The organism is Scandinavium goeteborgense, assembly GCF_003935895.2.
Classification (GTDB): domain Bacteria; phylum Pseudomonadota; class Gammaproteobacteria; order Enterobacterales; family Enterobacteriaceae; genus Scandinavium; species Scandinavium goeteborgense.
Genome location: NZ_CP054058.1, coordinates 4,352,377 through 4,373,496 on the forward strand (window position 1 = coordinate 4,352,377; position 21,120 = coordinate 4,373,496).

At 56.0% G+C, this 21,120-nt stretch carries 21 protein-coding genes and 1 pseudogene; 8 read left to right on the forward strand and 14 right to left on the reverse strand.

Going from position 1 to position 21,120, the window contains the following annotated elements:
* Window positions 1–9: 9 nt before the first annotated feature.
* From ubiE to udp, 3 genes are all read right to left on the reverse strand, one after another.
* Window positions 10–765, reverse strand: coding sequence for a bifunctional demethylmenaquinone methyltransferase/2-methoxy-6-polyprenyl-1,4-benzoquinol methylase UbiE (ubiE, locus tag A8O29_RS21550; RefSeq protein WP_110512093.1), 756 nt, complete (start codon window positions 763–765; stop codon window positions 10–12).
* A gap of 66 nt (window positions 766–831) precedes the next feature.
* The gene (gene rmuC / locus A8O29_RS21555) at window positions 832–2,283 is read right to left on the reverse strand and encodes a DNA recombination protein RmuC (RefSeq protein WP_125353436.1); all 1,452 of its coding nucleotides are present in this window, start codon (window positions 2,281–2,283) and stop codon (window positions 832–834) included.
* A 239-nt stretch (window positions 2,284–2,522) separates the two neighbouring features.
* Window positions 2,523–3,284: a uridine phosphorylase gene (gene udp, locus A8O29_RS21560; RefSeq protein ID WP_125353435.1), complete on the reverse strand. Its 762-nt coding sequence runs from the start codon at window positions 3,282–3,284 to the stop codon at window positions 2,523–2,525.
* Window positions 3,285–3,536: 252 nt separating this feature from the next.
* On the opposite strand from udp, the gene A8O29_RS21565 reads away from it, so the two are divergent.
* A complete protein-coding gene (locus A8O29_RS21565) occupies window positions 3,537–4,346 on the forward strand; it encodes a dienelactone hydrolase family protein (RefSeq protein ID WP_110512096.1) in 810 nt (269 codons plus the stop codon).
* Window positions 4,347–4,392: 46 nt separating this feature from the next.
* Here A8O29_RS21565 and A8O29_RS21570 read toward each other — a convergent pair whose 3' ends face one another.
* From A8O29_RS21570 to metE, 3 genes and pseudogenes are all read right to left on the reverse strand, one after another.
* The gene (locus A8O29_RS21570) at window positions 4,393–4,839 is read right to left on the reverse strand and encodes a hypothetical protein (protein ID WP_246316688.1); all 447 of its coding nucleotides are present in this window, start codon (window positions 4,837–4,839) and stop codon (window positions 4,393–4,395) included.
* 66 nt (window positions 4,840–4,905) lie between these two features.
* Window positions 4,906–4,974, reverse strand: a pseudogene (locus A8O29_RS23005) (ash family protein); the annotation flags it as partial.
* A 340-nt stretch (window positions 4,975–5,314) separates the two neighbouring features.
* Complete coding sequence (metE, locus tag A8O29_RS21575; protein ID WP_125353431.1) at window positions 5,315–7,576, reverse strand: 5-methyltetrahydropteroyltriglutamate--homocysteine S-methyltransferase; 2,262 nt, start codon at window positions 7,574–7,576, stop codon at window positions 5,315–5,317.
* Window positions 7,577–7,811: 235 nt separating this feature from the next.
* On the opposite strand from metE, the gene metR reads away from it, so the two are divergent.
* Complete coding sequence (gene metR / locus A8O29_RS21580; RefSeq protein WP_110512099.1) at window positions 7,812–8,765, forward strand: HTH-type transcriptional regulator MetR; 954 nt, start codon at window positions 7,812–7,814, stop codon at window positions 8,763–8,765.
* Here metR and A8O29_RS21585 read toward each other — a convergent pair.
* The gene (locus A8O29_RS21585; RefSeq protein WP_125353429.1) at window positions 8,653–9,552 is read right to left on the reverse strand and encodes a carboxylate/amino acid/amine transporter; all 900 of its coding nucleotides are present in this window, start codon (window positions 9,550–9,552) and stop codon (window positions 8,653–8,655) included. The genes metR and A8O29_RS21585 overlap by 113 nt on opposite strands.
* 193 nt (window positions 9,553–9,745) lie before the next feature.
* On the opposite strand from A8O29_RS21585, the gene A8O29_RS21590 reads away from it, so the two are divergent.
* Window positions 9,746–10,546 (forward strand): EAL domain-containing protein, encoded by an 801-nt coding sequence (locus A8O29_RS21590; RefSeq protein WP_168713838.1) that lies wholly within the window; start codon window positions 9,746–9,748, stop codon window positions 10,544–10,546.
* Here the strand turns inward: A8O29_RS21590 and yigL are convergent.
* A complete protein-coding gene (yigL, locus tag A8O29_RS21595) occupies window positions 10,533–11,339 on the reverse strand; it encodes a sugar/pyridoxal phosphate phosphatase YigL (RefSeq protein WP_125353417.1) in 807 nt (268 codons plus the stop codon). The genes A8O29_RS21590 and yigL overlap by 14 nt on opposite strands.
* 41 nt (window positions 11,340–11,380) lie before the next feature.
* The gene (gene pldB, locus A8O29_RS21600) at window positions 11,381–12,373 is read right to left on the reverse strand and encodes a lysophospholipase L2 (protein WP_125353416.1); all 993 of its coding nucleotides are present in this window, start codon (window positions 12,371–12,373) and stop codon (window positions 11,381–11,383) included.
* A 79-nt stretch (window positions 12,374–12,452) separates the two neighbouring features.
* Here pldB and rhtB point away from each other — a divergent pair, with 79 nt between their 5' ends.
* Complete coding sequence (rhtB, locus tag A8O29_RS21605; protein WP_110512104.1) at window positions 12,453–13,073, forward strand: homoserine/homoserine lactone efflux protein; 621 nt, start codon at window positions 12,453–12,455, stop codon at window positions 13,071–13,073.
* Here rhtB and rhtC read toward each other — a convergent pair whose 3' ends face one another.
* The 3 genes from rhtC to pldA form a co-directional block, all read right to left on the reverse strand.
* Entirely contained in the window at window positions 13,074–13,694 is a 621-nt protein-coding gene (rhtC, locus tag A8O29_RS21610; protein ID WP_125353414.1) for a threonine export protein RhtC, read from the reverse strand.
* A 67-nt stretch (window positions 13,695–13,761) separates the two neighbouring features.
* Entirely contained in the window at window positions 13,762–15,594 is a 1,833-nt protein-coding gene (gene recQ, locus A8O29_RS21615) for an ATP-dependent DNA helicase RecQ (RefSeq protein ID WP_246316633.1), read from the reverse strand.
* Between the two features lie 59 nt (window positions 15,595–15,653).
* Window positions 15,654–16,523, reverse strand: a complete 870-nt coding sequence (gene pldA / locus A8O29_RS21620; protein WP_125353412.1) for a phospholipase A — start codon at window positions 16,521–16,523, stop codon at window positions 15,654–15,656.
* A gap of 156 nt (window positions 16,524–16,679) precedes the next feature.
* Here pldA and yigI point away from each other — a divergent pair, with 156 nt between their 5' ends.
* The 4 genes from yigI (at window position 16,680) to A8O29_RS21640 (ending at window position 19,911) form a co-directional block, all read left to right on the forward strand.
* The gene (gene yigI / locus A8O29_RS21625) at window positions 16,680–17,147 is read left to right on the forward strand and encodes an acyl-CoA thioesterase YigI (RefSeq protein WP_125353410.1); all 468 of its coding nucleotides are present in this window, start codon (window positions 16,680–16,682) and stop codon (window positions 17,145–17,147) included.
* A 49-nt stretch (window positions 17,148–17,196) separates the two neighbouring features.
* Window positions 17,197–18,090 carry an EamA family transporter RarD gene (gene rarD, locus A8O29_RS21630; protein ID WP_125353409.1) on the forward strand — a complete coding sequence of 298 codons (894 nt, stop codon included), beginning with the start codon at window positions 17,197–17,199 and terminating at the stop codon, window positions 18,088–18,090.
* A 110-nt stretch (window positions 18,091–18,200) separates the two neighbouring features.
* Entirely contained in the window at window positions 18,201–19,187 is a 987-nt protein-coding gene (locus A8O29_RS21635) for a fatty acid desaturase (protein WP_125353407.1), read from the forward strand.
* On the forward strand, window positions 19,177–19,911 hold the full coding sequence (locus A8O29_RS21640) for a phosphate/phosphite/phosphonate ABC transporter substrate-binding protein (protein ID WP_125353405.1): 735 nt from the start codon (window positions 19,177–19,179) through the stop codon (window positions 19,909–19,911). The genes A8O29_RS21635 and A8O29_RS21640 overlap by 11 nt, the downstream gene beginning before the upstream one ends.
* Here the strand turns inward: A8O29_RS21640 and corA are convergent.
* Both corA and ysgD read right to left on the reverse strand, forming a co-directional pair.
* Window positions 19,889–20,839 (reverse strand): magnesium/cobalt transporter CorA, encoded by a 951-nt coding sequence (corA, locus tag A8O29_RS21645; RefSeq protein WP_110512112.1) that lies wholly within the window; start codon window positions 20,837–20,839, stop codon window positions 19,889–19,891. The genes A8O29_RS21640 and corA overlap by 23 nt on opposite strands.
* Window positions 20,840–20,988: 149 nt before the next feature.
* Window positions 20,989–21,045: a YsgD/CorL family protein gene (gene ysgD, locus A8O29_RS23010; protein WP_373422906.1), complete on the reverse strand. Its 57-nt coding sequence runs from the start codon at window positions 21,043–21,045 to the stop codon at window positions 20,989–20,991.
* Window positions 21,046–21,120 lie beyond the last annotated feature (75 nt).

Consider the following 21,120-nt stretch of genomic DNA (forward strand, 5'->3'; position numbering starts at 1 on the left):
GAACTCCTGTCAGAACTTATAACCGCGATGCAGCGCGACGATACCTGCCGTCAGGTTGTAGTAATCGACGCTGTCAAAACCGGCATCCTGCATCATCGCTTTCAGGGTGTCCTGATCGGGGTGCATGCGGATGGATTCCGCCAGATAGCGGTAGCTCTCGCCGTCTTTTGCGACCATCTCCCCCACACGCGGCAGCACGTGGAATGAGTACGCGTCATACGCTTTGCTCAGCGGATCAAGAATCGGTTTGGAGAATTCCAGAACCAGCAGACGTCCACCCGGCTTCAGCACGCGGTACATCGAGCGCAGCGCTTTTTCTTTATCGGTGACGTTACGCAGGCCAAAGGAGATGGTGATGCAGTCAAAGGTATTGTCCGGGAAGGGCAGCGCTTCTGCGTTAGCCTGAACGTATTCCACGTTCCCGACGATGCCGATGTTCCGCAGCTTTTCACGACCCATTTTGAGCATTGATTCGTTGATATCAGCCAGTACGACACTGCCGGTTTCGCCCACCAGACGGGAGAATTTCGCCGTCAGATCACCGGTACCGCCGGCTAAATCCAGCACTTTTTGCCCGCGACGAACGCCGCTACAGTCAATGGTGAAGCGCTTCCACAAGCGATGGATACCAAACGACATCAGGTCGTTCATGACATCATACTTAGCGGCAACAGAATGGAATACATGCGCCACCATGTCCTCTTTCTGCGATTTGGCTACTGTCTGGAAGCCAAAGTGCGTCGTTTCTTGTGAATCCTCAACCATCTCAATGTCTGCCTATCAAGAAAATGTTCTGCGAGTGTAACAGATTGGGGGCATTTCCCCTATGCCTCAACCGCGCTGGGATACGCGAGAAGGCTCAGTTTCAGAAGGTTCGTCAGAGGCCGGAATGCCCGCGTCGTTCTCATTAGATGGGCTGTCGTCGAGGGCAAAATTCTCCTCCTGCTCGGTGGCTTGCTCTACCAAATCGGGGTTAATTTCTCGTTTCACCTCAACGCCTAAACCACGGAATGATTCGGCCTGCGCCAGCAGATTTCCACGACCGGAGGCGAGTTTTTTCATCGCCTGGCGATAGTTGTCCTGCGCTTTATCCAGCCCTTGCCCGATGGCAGACATGTCATCAACAAACAGGCGCATTTTGTCGTACAGACGACTGGCGCGATCAGCTATCTGCTGGGCATTGCGGCTCTGGTGCTCGTAGCGCCAAAGATTGGCAATGGTACGCAAGGCCACCAGCAGCGTGGTCGGGCTGACCAGCATAATGTTGTTTTTCAGCGCTTCGGTAATGAGTTCTGGCTGTCGGTCGAGGGCCAACAAAAATGCGGGCTCGACCGGAATGAACATCAGCACGTAGTCCAGCGAACGCAGGCCCGGTAACTGTTGATAATCTTTGCGGCCCAACAGGCGAATATGGTTTCGCACCGAGGCGATATGCTCCTGTAGCGCGGCTTCGCGGGTGTAATCATCGTCGGCGTTGAAGTAGCGCTCGTAGGCCACAAGGGTCATTTTGGCGTCGATCACCACGTCTTTGCCCTGCGGCAGACGGACGATCACATCGGGTTGCATACGGGCGCGGGTGTCGGTTTCGATACTGACCTGGGTCTGGTATTCATGGCCTTCGCGCAGGCCAGAGGCTTCCAGCACACGGGTGAGCACCACTTCGCCCCAGTTGCCCTGCGTTTTGTTATCGCCTTTTAGCGCTTTGGTCAGGTTGACCGCTTCCTGGGTCATCTGCGCATTCAGCTGCTGAAGATTACGAATTTCATGGGCCAGGGTGTGACGCTCCTGCGCCTCTTTGCCGAAACTGTCCTGCACCTGACGACGAAAGCCGTCGAGCTGCTCGCGTAGCGGCGTCAGCAAACCGTGCAGACTCTGGCGGTTCTGTTCGTCGACCCGGCGATTGCTGTGCTCAAAAATACGGTTGGCAAGGTTTTCAAACTGCTCGCTCAGTCGCTGCTCGCTGTTCACCATCTGGCGAATTTTGTCTTCCGCGTGCAGCTGGGTGGATTCCAGGCGGGTGCTCACTTCACGCAAGTCGGCTTCCAGCGAGGTGTTAATTTCCCGCAGGCTGCGCAGCTCGTTATTCAGCAGTTCACACTCGTCGCGCCAGTGGGCATTTTGCGCCAGCTGCTGCTTCGCCGCGTTGAGTTCAATGTCGAGCTCATGCCGCTCTTCAATGAAATCGGCCCGCAGCCGGTCGGCATGGGATTTACTGGCTAACCAGCCAAACGCCGCCCCGACAATCAGTGCTGCCACTGCGCTTAAAATGATTGAGATATCCACCCTTCCCCCTGCTTCAACAACGTATCGGCACAACAGAATCTAATTGTTAAGTGTGCTGTATAAATGTCCAGCTGAAAAGGGTTTTCCTGCGAGGATGTACGCAAAATATCGTTGTAAACAAGCGTGTTCCATTCCGCCCGGCGGCGCTACGCTTGCCAGGCCTACGGTTCAATGCAGAACGATGATGTTATTGGCCCGATGGTTGTCAGTGCCATCGGGCAACAGAGAGGTTACGGGGATTACAGCAGGCGACGAGCCGCTTCGACCACGATTTTCACCGCGTGGCTTTCGGTTTTCTTCATGGTTTCTGCGTTCGGGATTTCTTGCTGGGTGCGGTTGACGATGACGCCCGCAACCATGCCCGCGCGCAGGCCCTGGCTGGAACACATGGTCAGCAGGGTGGCGGATTCCATTTCATAGTTCATCACGCCCATCGACTGCCACTCTTCCATCGAACCTTTATAGCGGTTAACGACGCGGCCAGAGAAGGTGTCGTAACGCTCCTGACCTGGGTAGAAGGTGTCGGAAGAAGCGGTCACACCGATATGGGTGGTAGCGCCGACGGATTTAGCCGCTTCCACCAGCGCGGTGGTGCAGGCGAAATCAGCGACGGCCGGGTATTCCATCGGCGCGAAGTGCAGGCTTGCGCCGTCAAGACGCACGGATGCAGTGGTCACCAGCACATCACCCACGCTGATGTTGGGTTGAATTGCGCCGGTGGTGCCCACGCGCAAGAAGGTACGAATGCCCAATTGGGCCAGTTCTTCAACCGCGATAGACGTGGACGGGCCGCCGATTCCGGTAGAACACACGATAACCGCTTTGCCATCCAGCTCTGCACGCCAGGAGGTGAATTCACGATGTGATGCCAGCTTGACCGGCTTGTCCATCAGCGCGGCGATCTTTTCCACACGCTCCGGATCGCCCGGGACGATAGCGAGCGTTGCCCCTTGTAAATCGTTCTTGGTGAGGCCGAGATGAAAAACATCAGACGTAGACATATAAAAACTCCTCTCTGGGTCGAGTTGTCAGCAGAAGCAAAAACGCACTTTACCGAAGCTTTGGACACATTTTCGTGACAATCATCACTATGAGTGAAAATGTTTGCATTAGATTTCTTATAAAAAGTGATTCACATCACACTAACAAGTGTTAATGATAACCACTGCACATAAGATAGCCGTTTTCTGGCACTGTGAATTGTTAACCTGCGGACTATATTTACTTTTGCGCTATTGGGTACGGAGAAGAGCATGACAGACAAACAACCCGGCTTTGCACCGGCTGCAGAACCGCACGCATCAACCTCAATTCTGACATCTGAAGACGCCATCATCGCGGGTGAAACCTCTATTCCGTCGCAGGGCGAAAACATGCCTGCGTTTCACGCCCGGCCGAAAAATGCCGACGGCCCGTTGCCGGTGGTGATTGTGGTGCAAGAAATTTTCGGCGTACATGAGCATATTCGCGATATTTGCCGACGTCTGGCCGTGGAAGGCTATCTGGCGATTGCGCCAGAGCTCTATTTCCGCCAGGGCGATCCGAATGATTTTGCCGATATCCCCACGCTGTTCAGCGGCCTGGTCTCGAAAGTGCCGGATGCCCAAGTGCTGGCCGATCTCGACCACGTTGCCAGCTGGGCTTCACGTAACGGCGGCGATGTTAATCGCCTGCTGGTCACCGGTTTTTGCTGGGGCGGCCGCATTGCGTGGCTGTACGCGGCGCATAATCCACAGTTGAAAGCCGCGGTGGCGTGGTACGGCAAACTGGTGGGTGAGAAGTCGATCAATTCGCCGAAGCATCCGGTCGACATCGCCATCGATTTAACCGCGCCGGTGTTGGGTTTGTACGGCGGGCAGGATACGGGCATTTCGCTCGAGAGCGTAGACACCATGCGTCAGGCGTTACGAGCGGCAAACGCCAAAGCCGATATTATTGTTTACCCGGAAGCCGGACACGCATTTAACGCTGACTATCGCCCGAGCTATCACGAAGAATCTGCCAAAGACGGTTGGCAGCGCATGCTGGCGTGGTTTGCGCAGTACGGCGGGAAGAAGGGATAACGATTTTCAGACTGCCCGGCAACGCTGCCGGGCAAATGCCAACGTCTTATTGTTTGACGATCAAAGGCGTTTTCAACTGATCCACCAGCAAATACACCAGATCGTGCAGCAAACCCACCAGATCCTGCGCATTTCGTGCCAGAAGCGTGTTCCCGCTCAATGCCAGGGTTAACGCCTGCGCATAATCCAGCATAAATTCTGAATCCTGCCAGCACTCCGGTACGCTGGAGAGAGGCACGGTTTTCGTCGTCAGTTGACGGACAATCCACTCGGGTAAATCTTCTACGCAACGTTGGCGAAGTACCGTCAGCGCATGCGCTAAACGCCCATACAGTGCCTGCCGATAATATTCATCTTCGCATTCCACCATCACACTCACGAACGTGGCGCAGAGATCGGCGGTAGTTAAAAGATCGGCAGAGCCGGAGAGCGGAATATCGAGGGCTTCCTGGATTTGGAGGGAGTACAGATTTTGGGTTGGGTTCTTAATCATTTGGCAATTCCTTGTGTCTTTTAAGGAGTCACCGCTGGAGTTCCTACGCTCACAGGTGGTGACGCTGACGGGGGTAGGAATACCGGACACAAGTGAAACCGGCCAACCTTTCGGTTGCCCCGCCAGCGTCACCATGGAGTTTACTGAGATGTACGCTGCCGTAACACAGAAAAATCTGTGCCCACTTATGTTTTATACAGGTTCCTACGCCCGGTTGCGGGATTGACCGCAACGCCATCACCTTACGAATACCATGGTTATAAAGAAAGCGGTTTTACGCGTTGCATCCGAGTTGCTTTCCGTTTTGCGAGCACGTTTCAGAAAAGCCGCCAGATGGCGCAAGCTTGCCGGGCCTACAGTCCTGCGCAATGTATTGATTTTGTAGGCCTGGTAAGCATCGCGCCACCAGGCAGCCAGGCCAACAAGAATGATTTTGTAGGCCTGGTAAGCAACGCGCCACCAGGCAATCCGGCACTTAAGCCTGACGCAAATTCTGCGCGGCCTGCACCATGTTCGCCAGTGCGGCACGGGTTTCTGGCCAGCCGCGGGTTTTCAGGCCGCAGTCCGGGTTGACCCACAGGCGCTCTGCCGGAATGCGCTGGGCGGCTTTCTTCAGCAGCGCTTCAATCCACTCTACGCTTGGCACGTTCGGCGAATGAATGTCATATACGCCCGGGCCGATTTCGTTCGGATAGTCGAACTCTTCGAACGACTCCAGCAGCTCCATGTCTGAACGCGAGGTTTCGATGGTGATCACATCCGCATCCAGCGCGGCGATGGAATCCATGATGTCATTGAACTCGCAGTAACACATGTGGGTGTGGATCTGCGTTTCATCTTTCGCCACCGCGGCGTTGATGCGGAAGGCTTCCACGCCCCACGCCAGGTAAGCATCCCAGTCGCTTTGACGCAGCGGCAGCCCTTCACGCAGCGCCGGTTCGTCAATCTGGATTATGCCGATCCCTGCGGCTTCCAGATCCGCCACTTCATCGCGCAGCGCGAGGGCAATCTGTTTGGCGATGGTTTCACGGGTCACGTCTTCACGCGGGAACGACCAGCACAGAATCGTCACCGGACCGGTCAGCATGCCTTTCACTGGTTTGTCGGTCAGAGACTGCGCGTATTTCGCCCACTCAACGGTGATCGCTTCCGGACGGCTGATGTCGCCAATCACCACCGGCGGCTTCACGCAGCGAGAACCGTAGCTCTGCACCCAGCCATTCTGAGTGAAGACGAAACCGTCCAGATGCTCGCCGAAGTACTCGACCATGTCGTTACGCTCGGCTTCGCCGTGGACCAGCACGTCCAGGCCCAGACGCTCCTGCTCAACGATGGCCTGTTTAATGTGTTCGGCGATGCCGGTGCGATAATTGCCCGCATCGAGATTGCCTTTCTTGAAGTCGAGGCGCAGGCCGCGAATTTCCGTAGTTTGCGGGAAAGAGCCGATGGTGGTGGTCGGCCATGCAGGCAGGTTGAAGCGCGCGCGCTGGGCTTCGGCACGCTCAATGTAAGGTCGACTGCGCTGGCTGTCCTGGGCGGTGATCGCGGCCAGGCGTTTTTCTACCGCGGCATTGTGTACGCGGCCTGAGTGACGGCGAGCCTGAATCGGCGCACTCCATTCTGCAATGGCTGCGGTGTCGCCGCTGTTGAGCGCATCACGCAGCAGCGCCAGCTCTCCACATTTTTGCAGGGCGAAGGCGAACCAGCTTTTTACTTCTGCATCGAGACGCGTTTCCACGCTCAGGTCGATCGGGCTGTGCAACAGCGAGCAAGAAGACGCCACCCAAAGCGCACGTTTGCCGACGATATCTTTAACTTGTGCGTATTTCTCTGTGAGATCGGCCCGCCAGACATTCCGGCCATTGACCAGACCCGCAGACAGCAGCCAGTCTGCAGGCAGGCGGCTGTGCAGTTCGGCGACGTCATCTTTACCGTGTACCAGATCGACATGCAGACCTTGCACCGGCAGCGCGGTGATGGTGTCGAGGTTCGGCGTCACGCCTTCGAAATAGGTGGTCAGCAGCAGCTTAGTGTTGCCCTTGAGCGCATCGTAAGCGGGCTGGAACGCATCGAGCCACGAACGCGGCAACTCCAGCACCAGAATCGGTTCGTCGATTTGTACCCACTCGACGCCGCGTTTGGCCAGCTCGGCCAGCACCTGCTGGTAAACCGGGAGGATATCTTTCAGCAGGCTCAGACGGTCGAACTGCTCGCCTTTCACTTTACCCAGCCATAGATAGGTCACCGGGCCGAGCAGCACAGGTTTCACGTTGTGGCCCAGCGCCAGCGCTTCGTCCACTTCCTCCAGCAGTTGAGTCCAGGTCAGTTTGAATTCCTGCCCTTTAGTGAATTCCGGCACCATGTAGTGATAGTTGGTGTTAAACCATTTGGTCATTTCTGCCGCCGCTGCCGGTTCGCCGGTTGGCGCCCTGCCGCGTCCGAGGCGGAACAGCGTGTCGATATCCACTGAGCCGTCTTTGTTCTGATGACGAGCCGGCACGTTGCCTAGCAGCAGGCTAGTGGTCAGAACATGGTCGTACCAGGCAAAATCGCCCACGGGCAGCAGATCCACGCCAGCGTCTTTCTGCTGCTGCCAGTGACGGGTGCGCAGTTCACGCCCGGTCGCCAACAGTTCTTCACGGCTGGAATTGCCCGCCCAATAGCTCTCTTGTGCTTTTTTCAGTTCGCGGCGTAGGCCAACGCGAGGGAATCCGAGGGTGTGGTTTTTAATGGTCATCAGTTCTTCCTCTAATTAATGGTCAATCCTATGGATTTTGAATTTAGGGAAGGCGGTAAGTTTGCTCATCCACGGGAGCTTACATAAGTAAGTGACCGGGGTGAGTAAACGCAGCCAACGCACCATAAATTTAAAAGACTAAGGATTTAGACGTCTGGATGTTTACACATCTATAATTGGCAGGTACTGTATGATCCTCAAGCGCAATTTATTCATGCCGAAGTGAAGGACTTTCATGATCGAGATTAAACACCTGAAAACGCTACAGGCGTTGCGGAATAGCGGATCGCTCGCAGCAGCAGCAGCCATGCTGCACCAGACGCAATCCGCGCTTTCTCACCAATTCAGCGATCTGGAACAGCGCCTTGGCTTCCGGCTATTTGTCCGTAAGAGTCAGCCGCTGCGCTTCACTCCGCAGGGCGAAATTCTGCTGCAGCTGGCCAATCAGGTCCTGCCGCAGATTAGCCGCGCGCTGCAGGCCTGCAATGAACCGCAGCAGACGACGCTGCGGATCGCCATTGAGTGCCACAGCTGTATTCAGTGGCTGACGCCCGCGCTGGAAAACTTCCGTTTGAGTTGGCCGCAGGTGGAGATGGATTTCAAATCGGGGGTGACGTTCGACCCGCAGCCTGCGTTGCAGCAAGGCGAGCTGGATATCGTGCTGACCTCAGACATTCTGCCGCGCAGCGGTCTCCACTATTCGCCGATGTTTGATTATGAAGTGCGACTGGTGCTGGCTCCCGATCATCCGCTGGCGGCGAAAGCCCGCATCACACCGGAAGACATCGCCAGCGAATCGCTGTTGATTTACCCGGTGCAGCGCAGCCGACTCGATATCTGGCGCCATTTTTTACAGCCAGCCGGCGTGAGCCCATCACTGAAAAGCGTGGATAACACCTTGTTATTGATTCAGATGGTGGCAGCGAAAATGGGCATTGCTGCCCTGCCGCATTGGGTGGTGGAGAGTTTTGAACGCCAGGGCCTGGTGGTGACCAAAACCCTGGGCGAAGGTCTGTGGAGCCGACTGTACGCTGCCGTGCGCGATGGCGAGCAGCGCCAGCCGGTTACCGAAGCATTTATTCGCTCAACGCGGAATCACGCTTGCGATCATTTGCCGTTTGTCCGGAGCGCGGAGCGACCCAATGGCGATGGACCCACAGCGAAGCCACAATCACCAACGCACCTATAATAAAGCTCGGCCAGTGCGGCTGCTGTTGCCAGATAGCCAGATTCACCAACAGCCCGGCAGGCACATGCATGTTATTCATGATCCCCAGCGTACCGGCGTCCACCTGCGTGGCGCCGTAGTTCCACATGAAGTAGCCCAGCCCTGAAGCCACCACGCCGAGCCACACCAGAATGCCCCATTGCAACGTGATCGTCGGCAGCTTGTTCGGATTCCCGAGCATGAACCACGCCACCAGCGCCACAATAAAGGCGCCAAGATAAAACCAGGCGAAGGCGTTGTGCTGCGGCATCGGGTGGATTTCCATTAAACGCTTGTAGCCGACCATCCCGATAGCAAAGCAGATATTCGACAGCTGCACCAATAGCAGCCCGGTCCAGAAATGCGTGCTGACGTGGTCATAGCGAATGATCGCCGCGCCAATCACCGCCAGCATGGCACTCAGCAGATAGCCCCAGCGCAGCCTGCGTTTACTCATCAGGTCGTAAATCAGGGTGATGTACAGCGGGGTCAGCACCGTAAACAGCAGAAATTCGGACACGGTCAGGTAGAGATAGGCGCGGAACGCCAGCAGGTACATTATGCCAAGCTGCATCGCCCCCACCAGCATGTACATCAGCAGGACTTTCAACGATTGCGAGCGCGCCCGCAGGAATGGCAGGAACACCAGCGCCGCCAGGCCCACGCGCATCAGCACGGAGAAATAGCTGTCAACGCTCCCCGCCAGGTACTCGCCAATCAGGCTAAAGGAAAACGCCCACAACACGGTGGTGATAATCAGTAACGCCACGATGAGACTCTCTCAGGATAGTTTGCAGGCATTGTAGCGGAGTCTTCGGTTGACAACTGGTCAAATAAAGAACGCTCACGTTTTACAGCAGCGATTTCTCAGCCCTAATTAGTCCATTACTGATAGTTATGCGACCGAATTCGGGGAATACTGAATATCTTCCCCCATCAGCAGCATTTTCAGGATGGACCCTGTGACTGACGGCAGTTTAATTCCTTCAATTCTTCACCAGTTGAACGCCTCACGAGCGCGGCTGAAACAGGCTATCCACACCCGACAACTGGAGATGTGGTATCAGCCGATCGTTCTGCTGGAAAGTGGCTGCGTCGTCGGGGCCGAAGCGCTGGTGCGCTGGCCGCAGCCGGACGGCAAACTGCTGGCGCCGGACAGCTTCATTCCTTTTGCCCGAGAAACGCAGCTGCTGAGCACGATGACGGTGTGGGTGGTTGAGCAGGTGCTGAACGATCTCGGCACATGGCTGCGTCAGAATCCGGGCCAGTACGTTTCCATCAATGTTGAACCCGACGACCTGCAATCCACCGTTCTGCTGGAGCACCTGGCAATGATGTGTCGTGGTTACGGGGTTCGCCCGCAGCAAATCACGCTGGAAATGACGGAAAGCAGTATGGTTGATCCGGATGCCATCGCCCCGATGATTGAGCACTATCGCCAGGCGGGGCACGCCATTTATCTGGATGATTTTGGCAGTGGCTATGCAAACCTGAATTATCTCCAGGCGATGACCTTCGACATGCTCAAAATTGATAAAACGCTGGTCGACCCGCTGCCGGGCAAAAGTCTGCTGCCGCAGGTTATCGCGCTGGCGAAGTCATTGTCGCTGGAGCCGCTGGCGGAAGGGGTTGAAACGCAGGCGCAGGCCGCGTGGCTGAAAGCGCATGGCGTGAAATACGCGCAGGGCTGGTTATACAGTAAAGCCCTGACCAGCAGGGCTTTTATTGACTGGAGCGAATCGCGTTGCGTTACGCCTGATTGAGATACAGGCGGCGCAGGTAATGCGGTACCGCGTCATCCACGTTCGAACCAATCACTTCCAGTTCCGGATGCAAATCTTTCAGACGCTGATGCGCGTTTTCCATGATGCAGCCTTTGCCCGCCATGGAGAGCATTTCGGCATCGTTCATGCCGTCGCCAAACGCGATGCAGTCCGGCAGGCCGTAACCCATCATTTTCGCGACCGCTTCCAGCGCGTGTCCTTTTGACACACCGCCCGCCATCACTTCCAGACAGGTCAGGGTCGAGAAACTCACGTTGACGCGATCGCCCCAACGCGCGTTGATCGCCTGCTCTAACGGCAGCAGCACTTCATGATCCGGCGAAGAGAAGAACACTTTGCTGACGCCTTCGGCTTCCAGCAGGCCCGGCTCATAAAGCGAATAGTTAAAAGTCGCTTCCTTAAAGAAACGCATCTCTTCCGGACGATGACGGTTCATGAACCATTCGTCGTTGCGATACACGTTGGTCACGATATCCGGATTGTTATTCACCACACCAAACAGGTCAGAGGCGATATCGCTATCGAGGTTATGGGCAAACACCAGATTGCCGTCGGTATCGTGAACGCGAGCACCGTTGGAGGTGATCATGAATGCCTTGATGCCCAGGCCATCGCGGATCTGCCCAACGTCAATGTGGTGGCGGCCAGTCGCAAAAACGAAGTTCACCCCTTTTTCGGTCAGCAAGGTCAGCGTTTCTTTGGTGTAGGGGGACAGACGATGGTCGGGATTGAGCAGCGTACCATCTAAATCAGACGCAACAACCTGGTACATAAACGAATTAAACCTCTGGTAAGAGCGGCATTAACGCCGGATTAATTATGTCGATCATAAAACTCGACGATAGTCTCGAGCGCGACTGAGCGCATATCGTCCTTTTCGAAAAGGATCTCATGATAAGCACCGGGTATGACAAGCGGACTCACGCCTTCACAAGGCTTGCCCGCCGCGGCGCGGAGTGCGCAATAGCGGTCGTGCATACGGTTATCCACGACCTTTTCTTCTTCAGCCTGAATCAGCAGCGTCGGGGTGTCATCCAACGCCACGCCGGCCAGAATTTCTTCTCCGGCTATCACCCCTTCCCGCACCCAATGATAGGTCGGTCCGCCAACGCGAATATACGGATTGTCGGCATAGAACCCCAGGTTTCGCCGATAGCGTTCCCGGCTGTGGGTCAGGATATTGAGGCTGAACGGCAGCGCGTGCCAACGCCCGGTTCCCATGGCATAGCTTTCTCTTATGCGCTGATGGCCCTCAGCGAAATCGAGAATTGGCCGCACCATCCAGTCGGGCAACCGCATGATGATACCGAACATTGGCGCACAAAGCGCGAGCGCGTCGCACTGCTTTGGATTTCGCTGTAAAAACAGCGTAGAAATGGCGCCGCCCATTGAGTGAGCGAGGATATAACGCTTACGCCACGGCCCCGGTGCCACTTCCTGTTCCCAAAAAGCGGTCAGGTCGTCGACGTAATCGCTGAAGTTATCCACGTGGCCGCGATGGCTGTCGTCGAGCATTCGCCCGGACAACCCTTGCCCACGGTGATCGATAATCAGCACGTCGAAGCCACTGTAGAACAGGTCGTAGGCCAGCTCCGCATACTTCACGTAGCTTTCGATTCGGCCCGGACAGACCACAATCACCCGATCGTGTTTTTTGGCGCGAAAGCGGACGAAGCGCACCGGAACGTTATCCACGCCTCTGAATTCGGCTTCTTCACGCTGGCGCCAGAAATTATTCAGCGGTCCCATCGTGAAAGCGGCAAACCCGTTTTCTCTGGTTTTCCAGTCCATTTTCTGCCGAAACATCGGCTATCCACCCCTGCTGCTTGAAGTATGACGGGCATAGCGTATTGTGGCATAAAAGCAGTCAATCAGGGAGTGTCTCATGACCTTCGAGTGGTGGTTCGCCTATCTACTGACGTCGATAATTCTTAGCCTTTCCCCCGGTTCCGGGGCTATCAACACCATGACCACCGCCATCAATCACGGCTATCGTGGCGCAGCGGCATCGATTGCCGGGCTACAAACCGGGCTGGGCATTCATATCGTTTTGGTGGGAGTCGGTCTGGGGACGTTGTTCTCGCGTTCGCTGCTGGCGTTTGAAGTGCTGAAATGGGCGGGTGTCGCGTACCTCATCTGGCTCGGGATTCAGCAATGGCGCGCCGCAGGCGCTATCGATCTTAACGCCGTCGCGAAGACGCAAACCCGTGGACATCTGTTTAAACGCGCGGTTTTTGTGAATCTCACCAACCCGAAAAGCATCGTCTTTCTGGCGGCGCTGTTTCCGCAATTTATCATGCCGCATCAGCCGCAGGTCATGCAGTACGTGATCCTCGGGGTGACGACCATCGTGGTGGATATCATTGTAATGATTGGCTATGCGACGCTGGCGACGCGAATTGCAGGCTGGATCAAAGGCCCTCGTCAGATGAAGGCCCTGAATAAGATTTTTGGATCGCTGTTTATGCTGGTCGGCGCGCTGCTTGCGTCAGCACGCCATGCGTGATTAGCGAGAGATGATCAGGTGGATGCCGAAGCCAGCGAACAGGGTTCCGGCCACGCCGTCAATCCACTTGGCCATGCGCTGGTAGCCGCGGCGCATGGTCGGCAACGCGAACAGACTCGCCACGACGGTAAACCACGCGAAGGTTTCCAAGGCGATCATCACAAATAATCCCCAGCGTTCGGTGCTACCGACGTCATCCCCCACGAACAGCGAAAACACGCTACCGAAGTAAATAATGGCTTTCGGGTTCGACAGGTTGGTGAGCAGGCCTTTCAGGAAACTGCGGCCACCGTGCGCCAGTTCAACTGCCGGTGACTCCTGCGTTGGCGCCTCTTTTTTCAACGCCCCGCGCAGCATCTGATAGCCCATCCAGCACAGATACAATCCGCCACCGACCATAATAATGCTGTGCAGCCACGCCATTTTTGCGAGGATCAAGTTCAGGCCAAGCAACGCCACGCCAGACCACACCATGACGCCACCGGTGATCCCCAGCACGCCCATCATGGCTTCTTTGCGGGAACGGCTAACGGCAGTTTGTGATACGAAAAAGAAGTCGGGACCTGGCGTGACCAGCGCAACGATATGCAGTACCGCTACGGTCAGAAAGAGCATCAACATAGGAAGTAACTCGCGGGATTATCAGTCGGTGAACCACCATCCTGCCACGTTCGGGCAGGAGTGGCTACTACTCATCGTCGCCGTCGACGTGGCTGCGGATCAATGCCATGAATTCACGGCCAAATCGCTCCAGCTTGCGGGTACCCACGCCGTTCACGCCCAACATTTCACCCGGGGTCAGCGGCGTTTGCTCGGCCATTTCAATCAGCGTGGCATCGTTAAACACCACGTAAGGGGGGATATTTTCTTCGTCGGCGATGACTTTACGCAGCTTGCGCAGTTTGGCAAACAGCTTACGGTCATAGTTTCCGCCGTAGGATTTCTGCGCCACGCGCGGTTTGAGCGCCTGCACGCGCGGCACGGCTAACTGCAGCGGCACTTCGGCACGCAGTACCGGACGCGCGGAATCGGTCATCTGCAATGCGGAGTGCATCGCAATATTCTGCATCACCAGCCCGAGGTGAATCAGTTGGCGGATAACGCTCACCCAGTGTTCATGGGTTTTATCGCGGCCCATGCCATACACCTTGAGCTTATCGTGGCCCATTTCGCGGATACGCTGATTATTCGCCCCGCGAATCACTTCGACCACATAGCCCATACCAAAACGCTGATTCACCCGACCAATGGTTGAGAGCGCAATCTGTGCGTCCTGCAAGCCATCGTATTGTTTCGGGGGATCGAGGCACACATCGCAGTTACCGCACGGCTCCTGACGACCTTCGCCGAAATAGTTCAGCAGCACCAGACGACGGCAGGTTTGCGCTTCGGCAAACGCGCCCATCGCGTTGAGCTTGTGGCGTTCAATGTCCTGCAACTGCCCGACAGGCTTCTCTTCCAGGCATTTACGCAACCATGCCATGTCGGCCGGATCGTAAAACAGCATCGCTTCAGCAGGCAGACCATCTCGCCCGGCACGGCCCGTTTCCTGGTAGTAGGATTCGATGTTACGCGGGATATCAAAGTGCGCCACAAAGCGTACGTTCGGCTTGTTGATACCCATCCCGAAGGCGACGGTCGCGACGACGATTTGCAGGTCATCGCGCTGGAATTTTTCCTGCACATCCGCACGGACGTCATGCTCCAGCCCTGCATGATATGCCCCGGCGCTGATGCCTTTGCTTTGCAGACGCGCGGCCGTGTCTTCCACTTTGGCGCGACTACCACAATAAATAATGCCGGATTTTCCGCGCTGGTCCTGCACGTAACGCATCAGCTGATCGAGCGGCTTGAACTTCTCCATCAGCATGTAGCGGATGTTCGGTCGGTCAAAGCTGCTTATCTGGATGTACGGATCGTTCAGGCCCAGCAGGCGCACGATATCGCTGCGGGTGGTGTCATCGGCGGTGGCGGTTAACGCCATAAACGGCAGGGTAGGATATCGCTGACGCAGCTGGCCCAGCGCGGCATATTCAGGACGGAAGTCGTGGCCCCACTGAGAAATACAGTGCGCTTCATCCACCGCCAGCATCACCGGATTCCAGTGGCTGAGGTTTTCGAGGAAGTTGTCGAGCATTAGACGCTCAGGGGCGATATACAGCAGGCGGATTTTGCCGGTACGGCAGCCCGCCATCACCTCTTGCTGCTGTTCGCGCGTCTGCGTCGAATTCAGACAGGCCGCCGACACGCCATTGGCGAGCAGCTGATCGACCTGGTCCTTCATTAATGAAATCAGCGGTGAGACGACGACTGTCAGGCCGTCGAGAACCAGCGCGGGTACCTGATAGCACAGGGATTTCCCGCCGCCGGTCGGCATCACCACCAGACAGTCGCGCCCTTCGAGCGCCGTCTCGATGATGGTTTCCTGACCCGGGCGGAACTGCTGGTAGCCAAAGGTTTCCTGTAAAACCTGCCTTGCCAGCGATGCCTGATTTATCACTTCCGCCTGCGCCACACTCACCCCAATTCTGAAATAAAAACAGGCGCTATTTTCAGCGCCTGAGAGCAAGAGTGCAACGTTTAAAACAGATCGTTGAGCATTACGCCTACGCCGACACGTGTCTGATTGAAGTTGTAATCAATCAGCGACTCGCCGTAACCGCTGTAAACCTGCGTATAAATGCGCACGTGTCGGGTAACCGGATAGCTCAGACCGAGCTCCGCGCCGCCGTAACCGGTGTTCCAGTTGTACTGGCCTTTGGCGCTGAGGATCGCTTCACCCAGCTGGTAGCCAATTTTGAGCTGGTAGTAGCCCATATATTTGGTGATATCCGGGTTATCGTCAGTATCGCCAATCACATACCACGGCTTCACTTCCACCAGCCAGTTGCCGTTTTGCGCCATCAGACGTGTATAAAGACGGTTCCAACTGCGGGACGTCGGGTCGGAACGGCCGTTGGAGTCGTGGTTATAACCAAATTCGACGTCGCGCAGCGTCCAGCCTGCAAACTGGTAATCAGTGGCAAAACCGAGGAACAGCTGCGGTTCATAGTTAGTTTCACGGAACGGGGCAGATTCTGACGTGTTGGAGAGCTGCCACCAGGATTTCTGGGTGTATGACGCCCCGAGAACGGAGTTGTCGCCCAAAATGCCACGCCACAGCGGGAAGGCTAAACTCAGCTGGAATTTCACTTCGTCCTTACGCGCATTATCCGACCAGTTGTAGCTTTTAATGGCTTCTTTGTTTAAATCGCTGGTCGCGGTGTAAATGACATAGTTGCTCTCATACGGGTAGAGCGTGAACGGATTGTCATGCTCCTGCAGCATGTTAGCGATGATGCTGCCACGCACGGCGGGCGTATCGTGGACATCCTTAATTGTGGCTTCCTGTGCATAAACGGAAAGTGGCAGCCCTGCAACTGCCAGCAACCAACCCAGCCTGGTTCGCATTGGGAGTTCTCCTGAATAAAAATTTATTATTGGATAATCAGTCGGCTGTCATTTTACCTATTTATCGCCATCTTGCGCGGTTATCGTTTCCTAAAGTAGAAATCAACAAATCATAGGCTTAAAATCAACATTTCATTAACCAATGGAAAGGTTGCTATGTCCGCAGAACTCACCGCCGAAGCCGCGCTAAAGCTGGTAGGCGATATCTTTGTGTATCACATGCCGTTTAACCGCGCGCTGGGGCTGGAGCTGGAACGCTACGAGAAATCCTTCGCGCAGCTCAGTTTTAACAATCAGCCGATGATGGTCGGCAACTGGGCGCAAAGTATTCTTCACGGCGGGGTGATTGCCTCCGCGCTGGACGTCGCCGCAGGCCTGGTCTGCGTGGGCAGTACACTCACCCGCCACGACACCATCAACGAAGATGAACTGCGCCAGCGCCTGTCGCGTATGGGCACCATCGATTTGCGCGTGGACTACCTGCGTCCGGGCCGGGGCAACCGCTTTACCGCCACCAGCAGCCTACTGCGCGCGGGCAATAAAGTGGCCGTCGCGCGCGTCGAATTGCACAACGAAGAGCAGGTTTATATCGCCAGCGCGACCGCCACTTATATGGTGGGTTAGCCGTTAAAATCGGGTAACATCCCCTTACTTTTATGTAACGGATTATCCCATGGATGCTAAACAAACGCGGCAAGGCGTTTTACTCGCCCTCGCCGCTTATTTTATTTGGGGCATAGCACCGGCGTATTTCAAAGTCATTCACTACGTACCCGCCGATGAAATTCTCACCCACCGTATTATCTGGTCATTCTTCTTTATGGTGGCGCTGATCAGCATCAGCCGTCAGTGGAGTGGCATCAAGCGCCTGTGCCAGACACCGAAGAAAATCTTCCTGCTGGCGCTTTCTGCGGTGTTGATTGGCGGCAACTGGCTGCTGTTTATCTGGGCGGTGAATAATCAGCACATGCTGGAAGCCAGTCTCGGGTATTTCATTAACCCGCTGGTGAATATTGTGCTGGGGATGATTTTCCTCGGGGAACGCTTCCGTCGGATGCAATGGGTGGCGGTTTTCCTCGCGGCCTGCGGCGTGCTGGTGCAGCTCTGGACCTTTGGTTCACTGCCGATTATCGCGCTGGGCCTGGCGTTCAGCTTTGCGTTTTACGGCCTGGTGCGCAAGAAAATTGCCGTTGATGCCCAAACCGGCATGTTGGTGGAAACCCTGTGGTTACTGCCCGTGGCGGCGATTTACCTGTTCGGCATCGCCGACAGCGCCACCAGCCATATGGGGCAAAACCCGTGGTCACTGAACCTGCTGCTGATGGCCGCAGGCGTGGTCACCACTATCCCACTGCTGTGCTTCACCGGGGCGGCCACCAAACTGCGTTTGTCGACGCTGGGCTTCTTCCAGTACATCGGCCCGACGCTGATGTTTATCCTCGCAGTAATGTTTTATGGTGAAACGCCGGGCGCGGATAAAATGGTGACCTTCGCCTTTATTTGGGTCGCGCTGGCGGTGTTCGTTATCGATGCGCTTTATACCCTGCGTCGTACGCCAAAAAGCTGATCCCCTGCGCTTTGCCAGAAAGCGGCAAAGCACATCCAGTTAAATTCTTTGTTATTTCAACCGGCTTCTCACATCTTCTGAGGATAACCCCTTTGAGATGTGTGAGCCGGATGCTAATCCCCGACCCCGCCCGACGTTCTGCCTGGCTGCACGATGAACAACGCAGCGCGGTGCGCCTGCTGGCCAGAAGCTGGCTGTGGCGCAGCGAACTGCCGACCTGGCTGTTGATGTTCACGATTTACGGCGGCTGGTTTACCACGCTGGTGTTTCGCGCTGAGCTGGGACTTTTTGCCTCCACTGCACTGCTGATTCTGTTCACCACCTGGTATCTGTCGCTCCAGCATGAGCTTATTCACGGGCATCCGACACGCTGGCCGCGCGTCAATCAGCTGTTCGGCCTGCTGCCGCTGGCGGTGTGGTATCCGTACGGGCTGTATCGCGACTCACATCTCGCGCACCACCGCAATCAGCTGCTAACCGTGCCGGGCGAAGATCCTGAGACCTACTATTTCTCCGCCGAACGCTGGCAGCGTTTTAGCGGCTGGCAGCAACGGGTGATTCGTTTGCGTAATACGTTTATTGGCCGACTGCTGCTGGCGCCGCTGCTGGATATTGCTGGGGTGTTTGAAGGCATGATCACCTCGTTTCGCCTGGGAGATCGCCGGGCGATAGCGATGTGGCTGGTGCATTTCGCGTTACTGGGACTGGTGTTCGGTTGGTTGCAGCATCAGGGATTTTCGATAGGGTGGTATCTGCTGGCGGTGAGTTATCCGGCGCTAGGCTGCACCAAAATACGCTCGTTCCTCGAGCATCGCGCCGCCGACAATCCGCTGGCCCGTTCCGCCATCACAGAAACCTCACTCCCGTGGCGCCTGCTGTTCCTCAATCTGAACTATCATTCGGTTCATCATGACCTGCCCGGCGTGCCGTGGTATGGGTTGCGTAAGGTATGGCTGCGCGACAGATCACACTATGCCGAGCGCAATCAGGGATTTGTGGTGAAAGGCTATCGGGAATGGTGGCGAAATTACCGCTTTCATCCAGTGGATGTGACCGTGCATCCCGGTGACCCAGAGGAAAATCAGCATGACCGGTAACTTCGCCTTTCCGATGTATGACGTGAACCCAGCCGCCACGGATGCACTGGCCGCCGCCGTGCTGCGGCGCTTTCCCGAGGCACGCTTCCAGCGCCCGGCAGATTTACTGTCCCACTGGCTGGACGACAACCTGCTGCTGAGCCAAACCTGCGGCTATCCGCTGATGACCGCGCTGGATGAGGTCCAAGTGGTTGGCTGTTTCCACTACAACGCGCCGGGCTGCGAAGGGCGGAACTATCGCAGTCGGCTGGTCGCGCGTCAGACGGAATCAGGCAAAACGCTGAATGATTTTCACGGTCAGGTCGCCGCCTGCAATTCACCGGATTCGCAGTCGGGCTACCATGCTCTACGCAACAGCGTGGGTCACGACGACGCGTTTTTCAGATCGATTGTCTGGACCGGGAGCCATCGTCAGTCGCTGAATGCGCTGCAAAACGGAACCGCGGATATCGCCGCCATCGACTGTGTGAGCCTGGCATTGTTTGCCCGCTATCAGCCACAAGCGTTGACGGGCCTGACGGTGGTGGGCGAAACGGCGCTGACTCCGGGCCTGCCGCTGATCACCTCGCGCCATACCTCGGCACAAACGCTGAATGCGCTGCGCGAAGGTTTAGCGGAGATTGCCGGCGAGGCTGAGATTGCGGCGCCGTTGCTGATCGGCGGCTTCAGTCCGGCAAGCCGCCGCGATTATGAGGTGATACTTAAAGCCAGTTCTTGCGCTTGAAGTAGAGATACGGCGCGAGGCCCGCGAGGATCATAAATACAATTGCCCCCGGATAGCCGAAGCTCCAGTGCAGCTCTGGCATGAACTCGAAGTTCATCCCGTAGCTTGAGGCCACCAGCGTCGGCGGCAGGAACACCACGGAGACCACCGAGAAGATCTTGATAATGCGGTTCTGCTCGATGTTGATAAAGCCCATCGCCGCCTGCATCAGGAAGTTCACCTTCTGGAACAGCGATTCATTGTGCGGCAGCAGGGATTCGATATCGCGCAGGATCTCACGCGCCTGCTCCAGCTGCACCGCCGGTAAACGCGCTTTACGCACCAGGAAGTTCAATGCGCGCTGGGTATCCATCAGACACAAACGCACTTTCCAGCCGATATCTTCCAGCTCCGCCAGCGTGGAGAGCGCTTCATCGTATTCGTCGCCCTGATGACCTTCCATGATCACACGGCTCAGCTTTTCCAGGTCGCTGTAGATATTTTCAATTTCATCCGCCAGCTGTTCGATTTTGGTTTCGAACAGGTCAAGCAGCAGCTCAAACGCATTGCCGTCGACCATTTCCTGGCTGCGGGCGCGCATTCGATACAGACGAAATGCAGGCAGTTCGCGTTCGCGCAGCGTAAACAGACGCCCTTCGCGGATGGTAAATGCCACGGTGGAGTTACCGGCGTGATCGTCGGCATCTTCATAAAAGAAGAAGGAGTGGATGTGCAGGCCGTCTTCGTCTTCGAAGAAACGGGCCGAGGCCTCGATGTCTTCCAGTTCCGGCCGCGTAGCCAGATTCTGACCCAGTTCCGTCTGTACGCGATTACGCTCTTCGTCATCTGGCTCGACCAAATCCACCCATACCGACGTGGCAAGGTGTTTGATGTCGTCAGACTCAAGGCGCGTTAAGCGGTTATTTTCCAGTTGAAATGCGCTCAGCATGACCGGGACTCCCAATGCAAAAAATTATCGGACAGTACGGTGGGCACACAGAAACATCGGGGGTTTCAGACCATTAAGCCTGACTCATTGCGACGGGAATATTGCATGTCGCCGACAACCTCTAAGGCCATCAGCGTCGGGTGATAGCCTTAGGAGTTGTTCCTGGTTTGCAGGAAGTTGAGCCAGCATCTACTGGGTGTGTCCAAGGTATCAGTCCTCTTAGCGTATTCGTGCGCGCATGTTACGCCAGCCTAAATGAAGCGTCAACATACAGCGAGGCG

Excerpts from the sequence above, each read along its gene's own strand:
- ubiE (WP_110512093.1), bottom strand. The coding sequence starts at position 765 with ATGGTTGAGGATTCACAAGAAACGACGCACTTTGGCTTCCAGACAGTA.
- udp (WP_125353435.1), bottom strand. The coding sequence starts at position 3,284 with ATGTCTACGTCTGATGTTTTTCATCTCGGCCTCACCAAGAACGATTTA.
- A8O29_RS21565 (WP_110512096.1), top strand. The coding sequence starts at position 3,537 with ATGACAGACAAACAACCCGGCTTTGCACCGGCTGCAGAACCGCACGCA.
- A8O29_RS21570 (WP_246316688.1), bottom strand. The coding sequence starts at position 4,839 with ATGATTAAGAACCCAACCCAAAATCTGTACTCCCTCCAAATCCAGGAA.
- metE (WP_125353431.1), bottom strand. The coding sequence starts at position 7,576 with ATGACCATTAAAAACCACACCCTCGGATTCCCTCGCGTTGGCCTACGC.
- metR (WP_110512099.1), top strand. The coding sequence starts at position 7,812 with ATGATCGAGATTAAACACCTGAAAACGCTACAGGCGTTGCGGAATAGC.
- yigL (WP_125353417.1), bottom strand. The coding sequence starts at position 11,339 with ATGTACCAGGTTGTTGCGTCTGATTTAGATGGTACGCTGCTCAATCCC.
- pldB (WP_125353416.1), bottom strand. The coding sequence starts at position 12,373 with ATGTTTCGGCAGAAAATGGACTGGAAAACCAGAGAAAACGGGTTTGCC.
- rhtB (WP_110512104.1), top strand. The coding sequence starts at position 12,453 with ATGACCTTCGAGTGGTGGTTCGCCTATCTACTGACGTCGATAATTCTT.
- rhtC (WP_125353414.1), bottom strand. The coding sequence starts at position 13,694 with ATGTTGATGCTCTTTCTGACCGTAGCGGTACTGCATATCGTTGCGCTG.
- pldA (WP_125353412.1), bottom strand. The coding sequence starts at position 16,523 with ATGCGAACCAGGCTGGGTTGGTTGCTGGCAGTTGCAGGGCTGCCACTT.
- yigI (WP_125353410.1), top strand. The coding sequence starts at position 16,680 with ATGTCCGCAGAACTCACCGCCGAAGCCGCGCTAAAGCTGGTAGGCGAT.
- rarD (WP_125353409.1), top strand. The coding sequence starts at position 17,197 with ATGGATGCTAAACAAACGCGGCAAGGCGTTTTACTCGCCCTCGCCGCT.
- A8O29_RS21635 (WP_125353407.1), top strand. The coding sequence starts at position 18,201 with ATGCTAATCCCCGACCCCGCCCGACGTTCTGCCTGGCTGCACGATGAA.
- A8O29_RS21640 (WP_125353405.1), top strand. The coding sequence starts at position 19,177 with ATGACCGGTAACTTCGCCTTTCCGATGTATGACGTGAACCCAGCCGCC.
- corA (WP_110512112.1), bottom strand. The coding sequence starts at position 20,839 with ATGCTGAGCGCATTTCAACTGGAAAATAACCGCTTAACGCGCCTTGAG.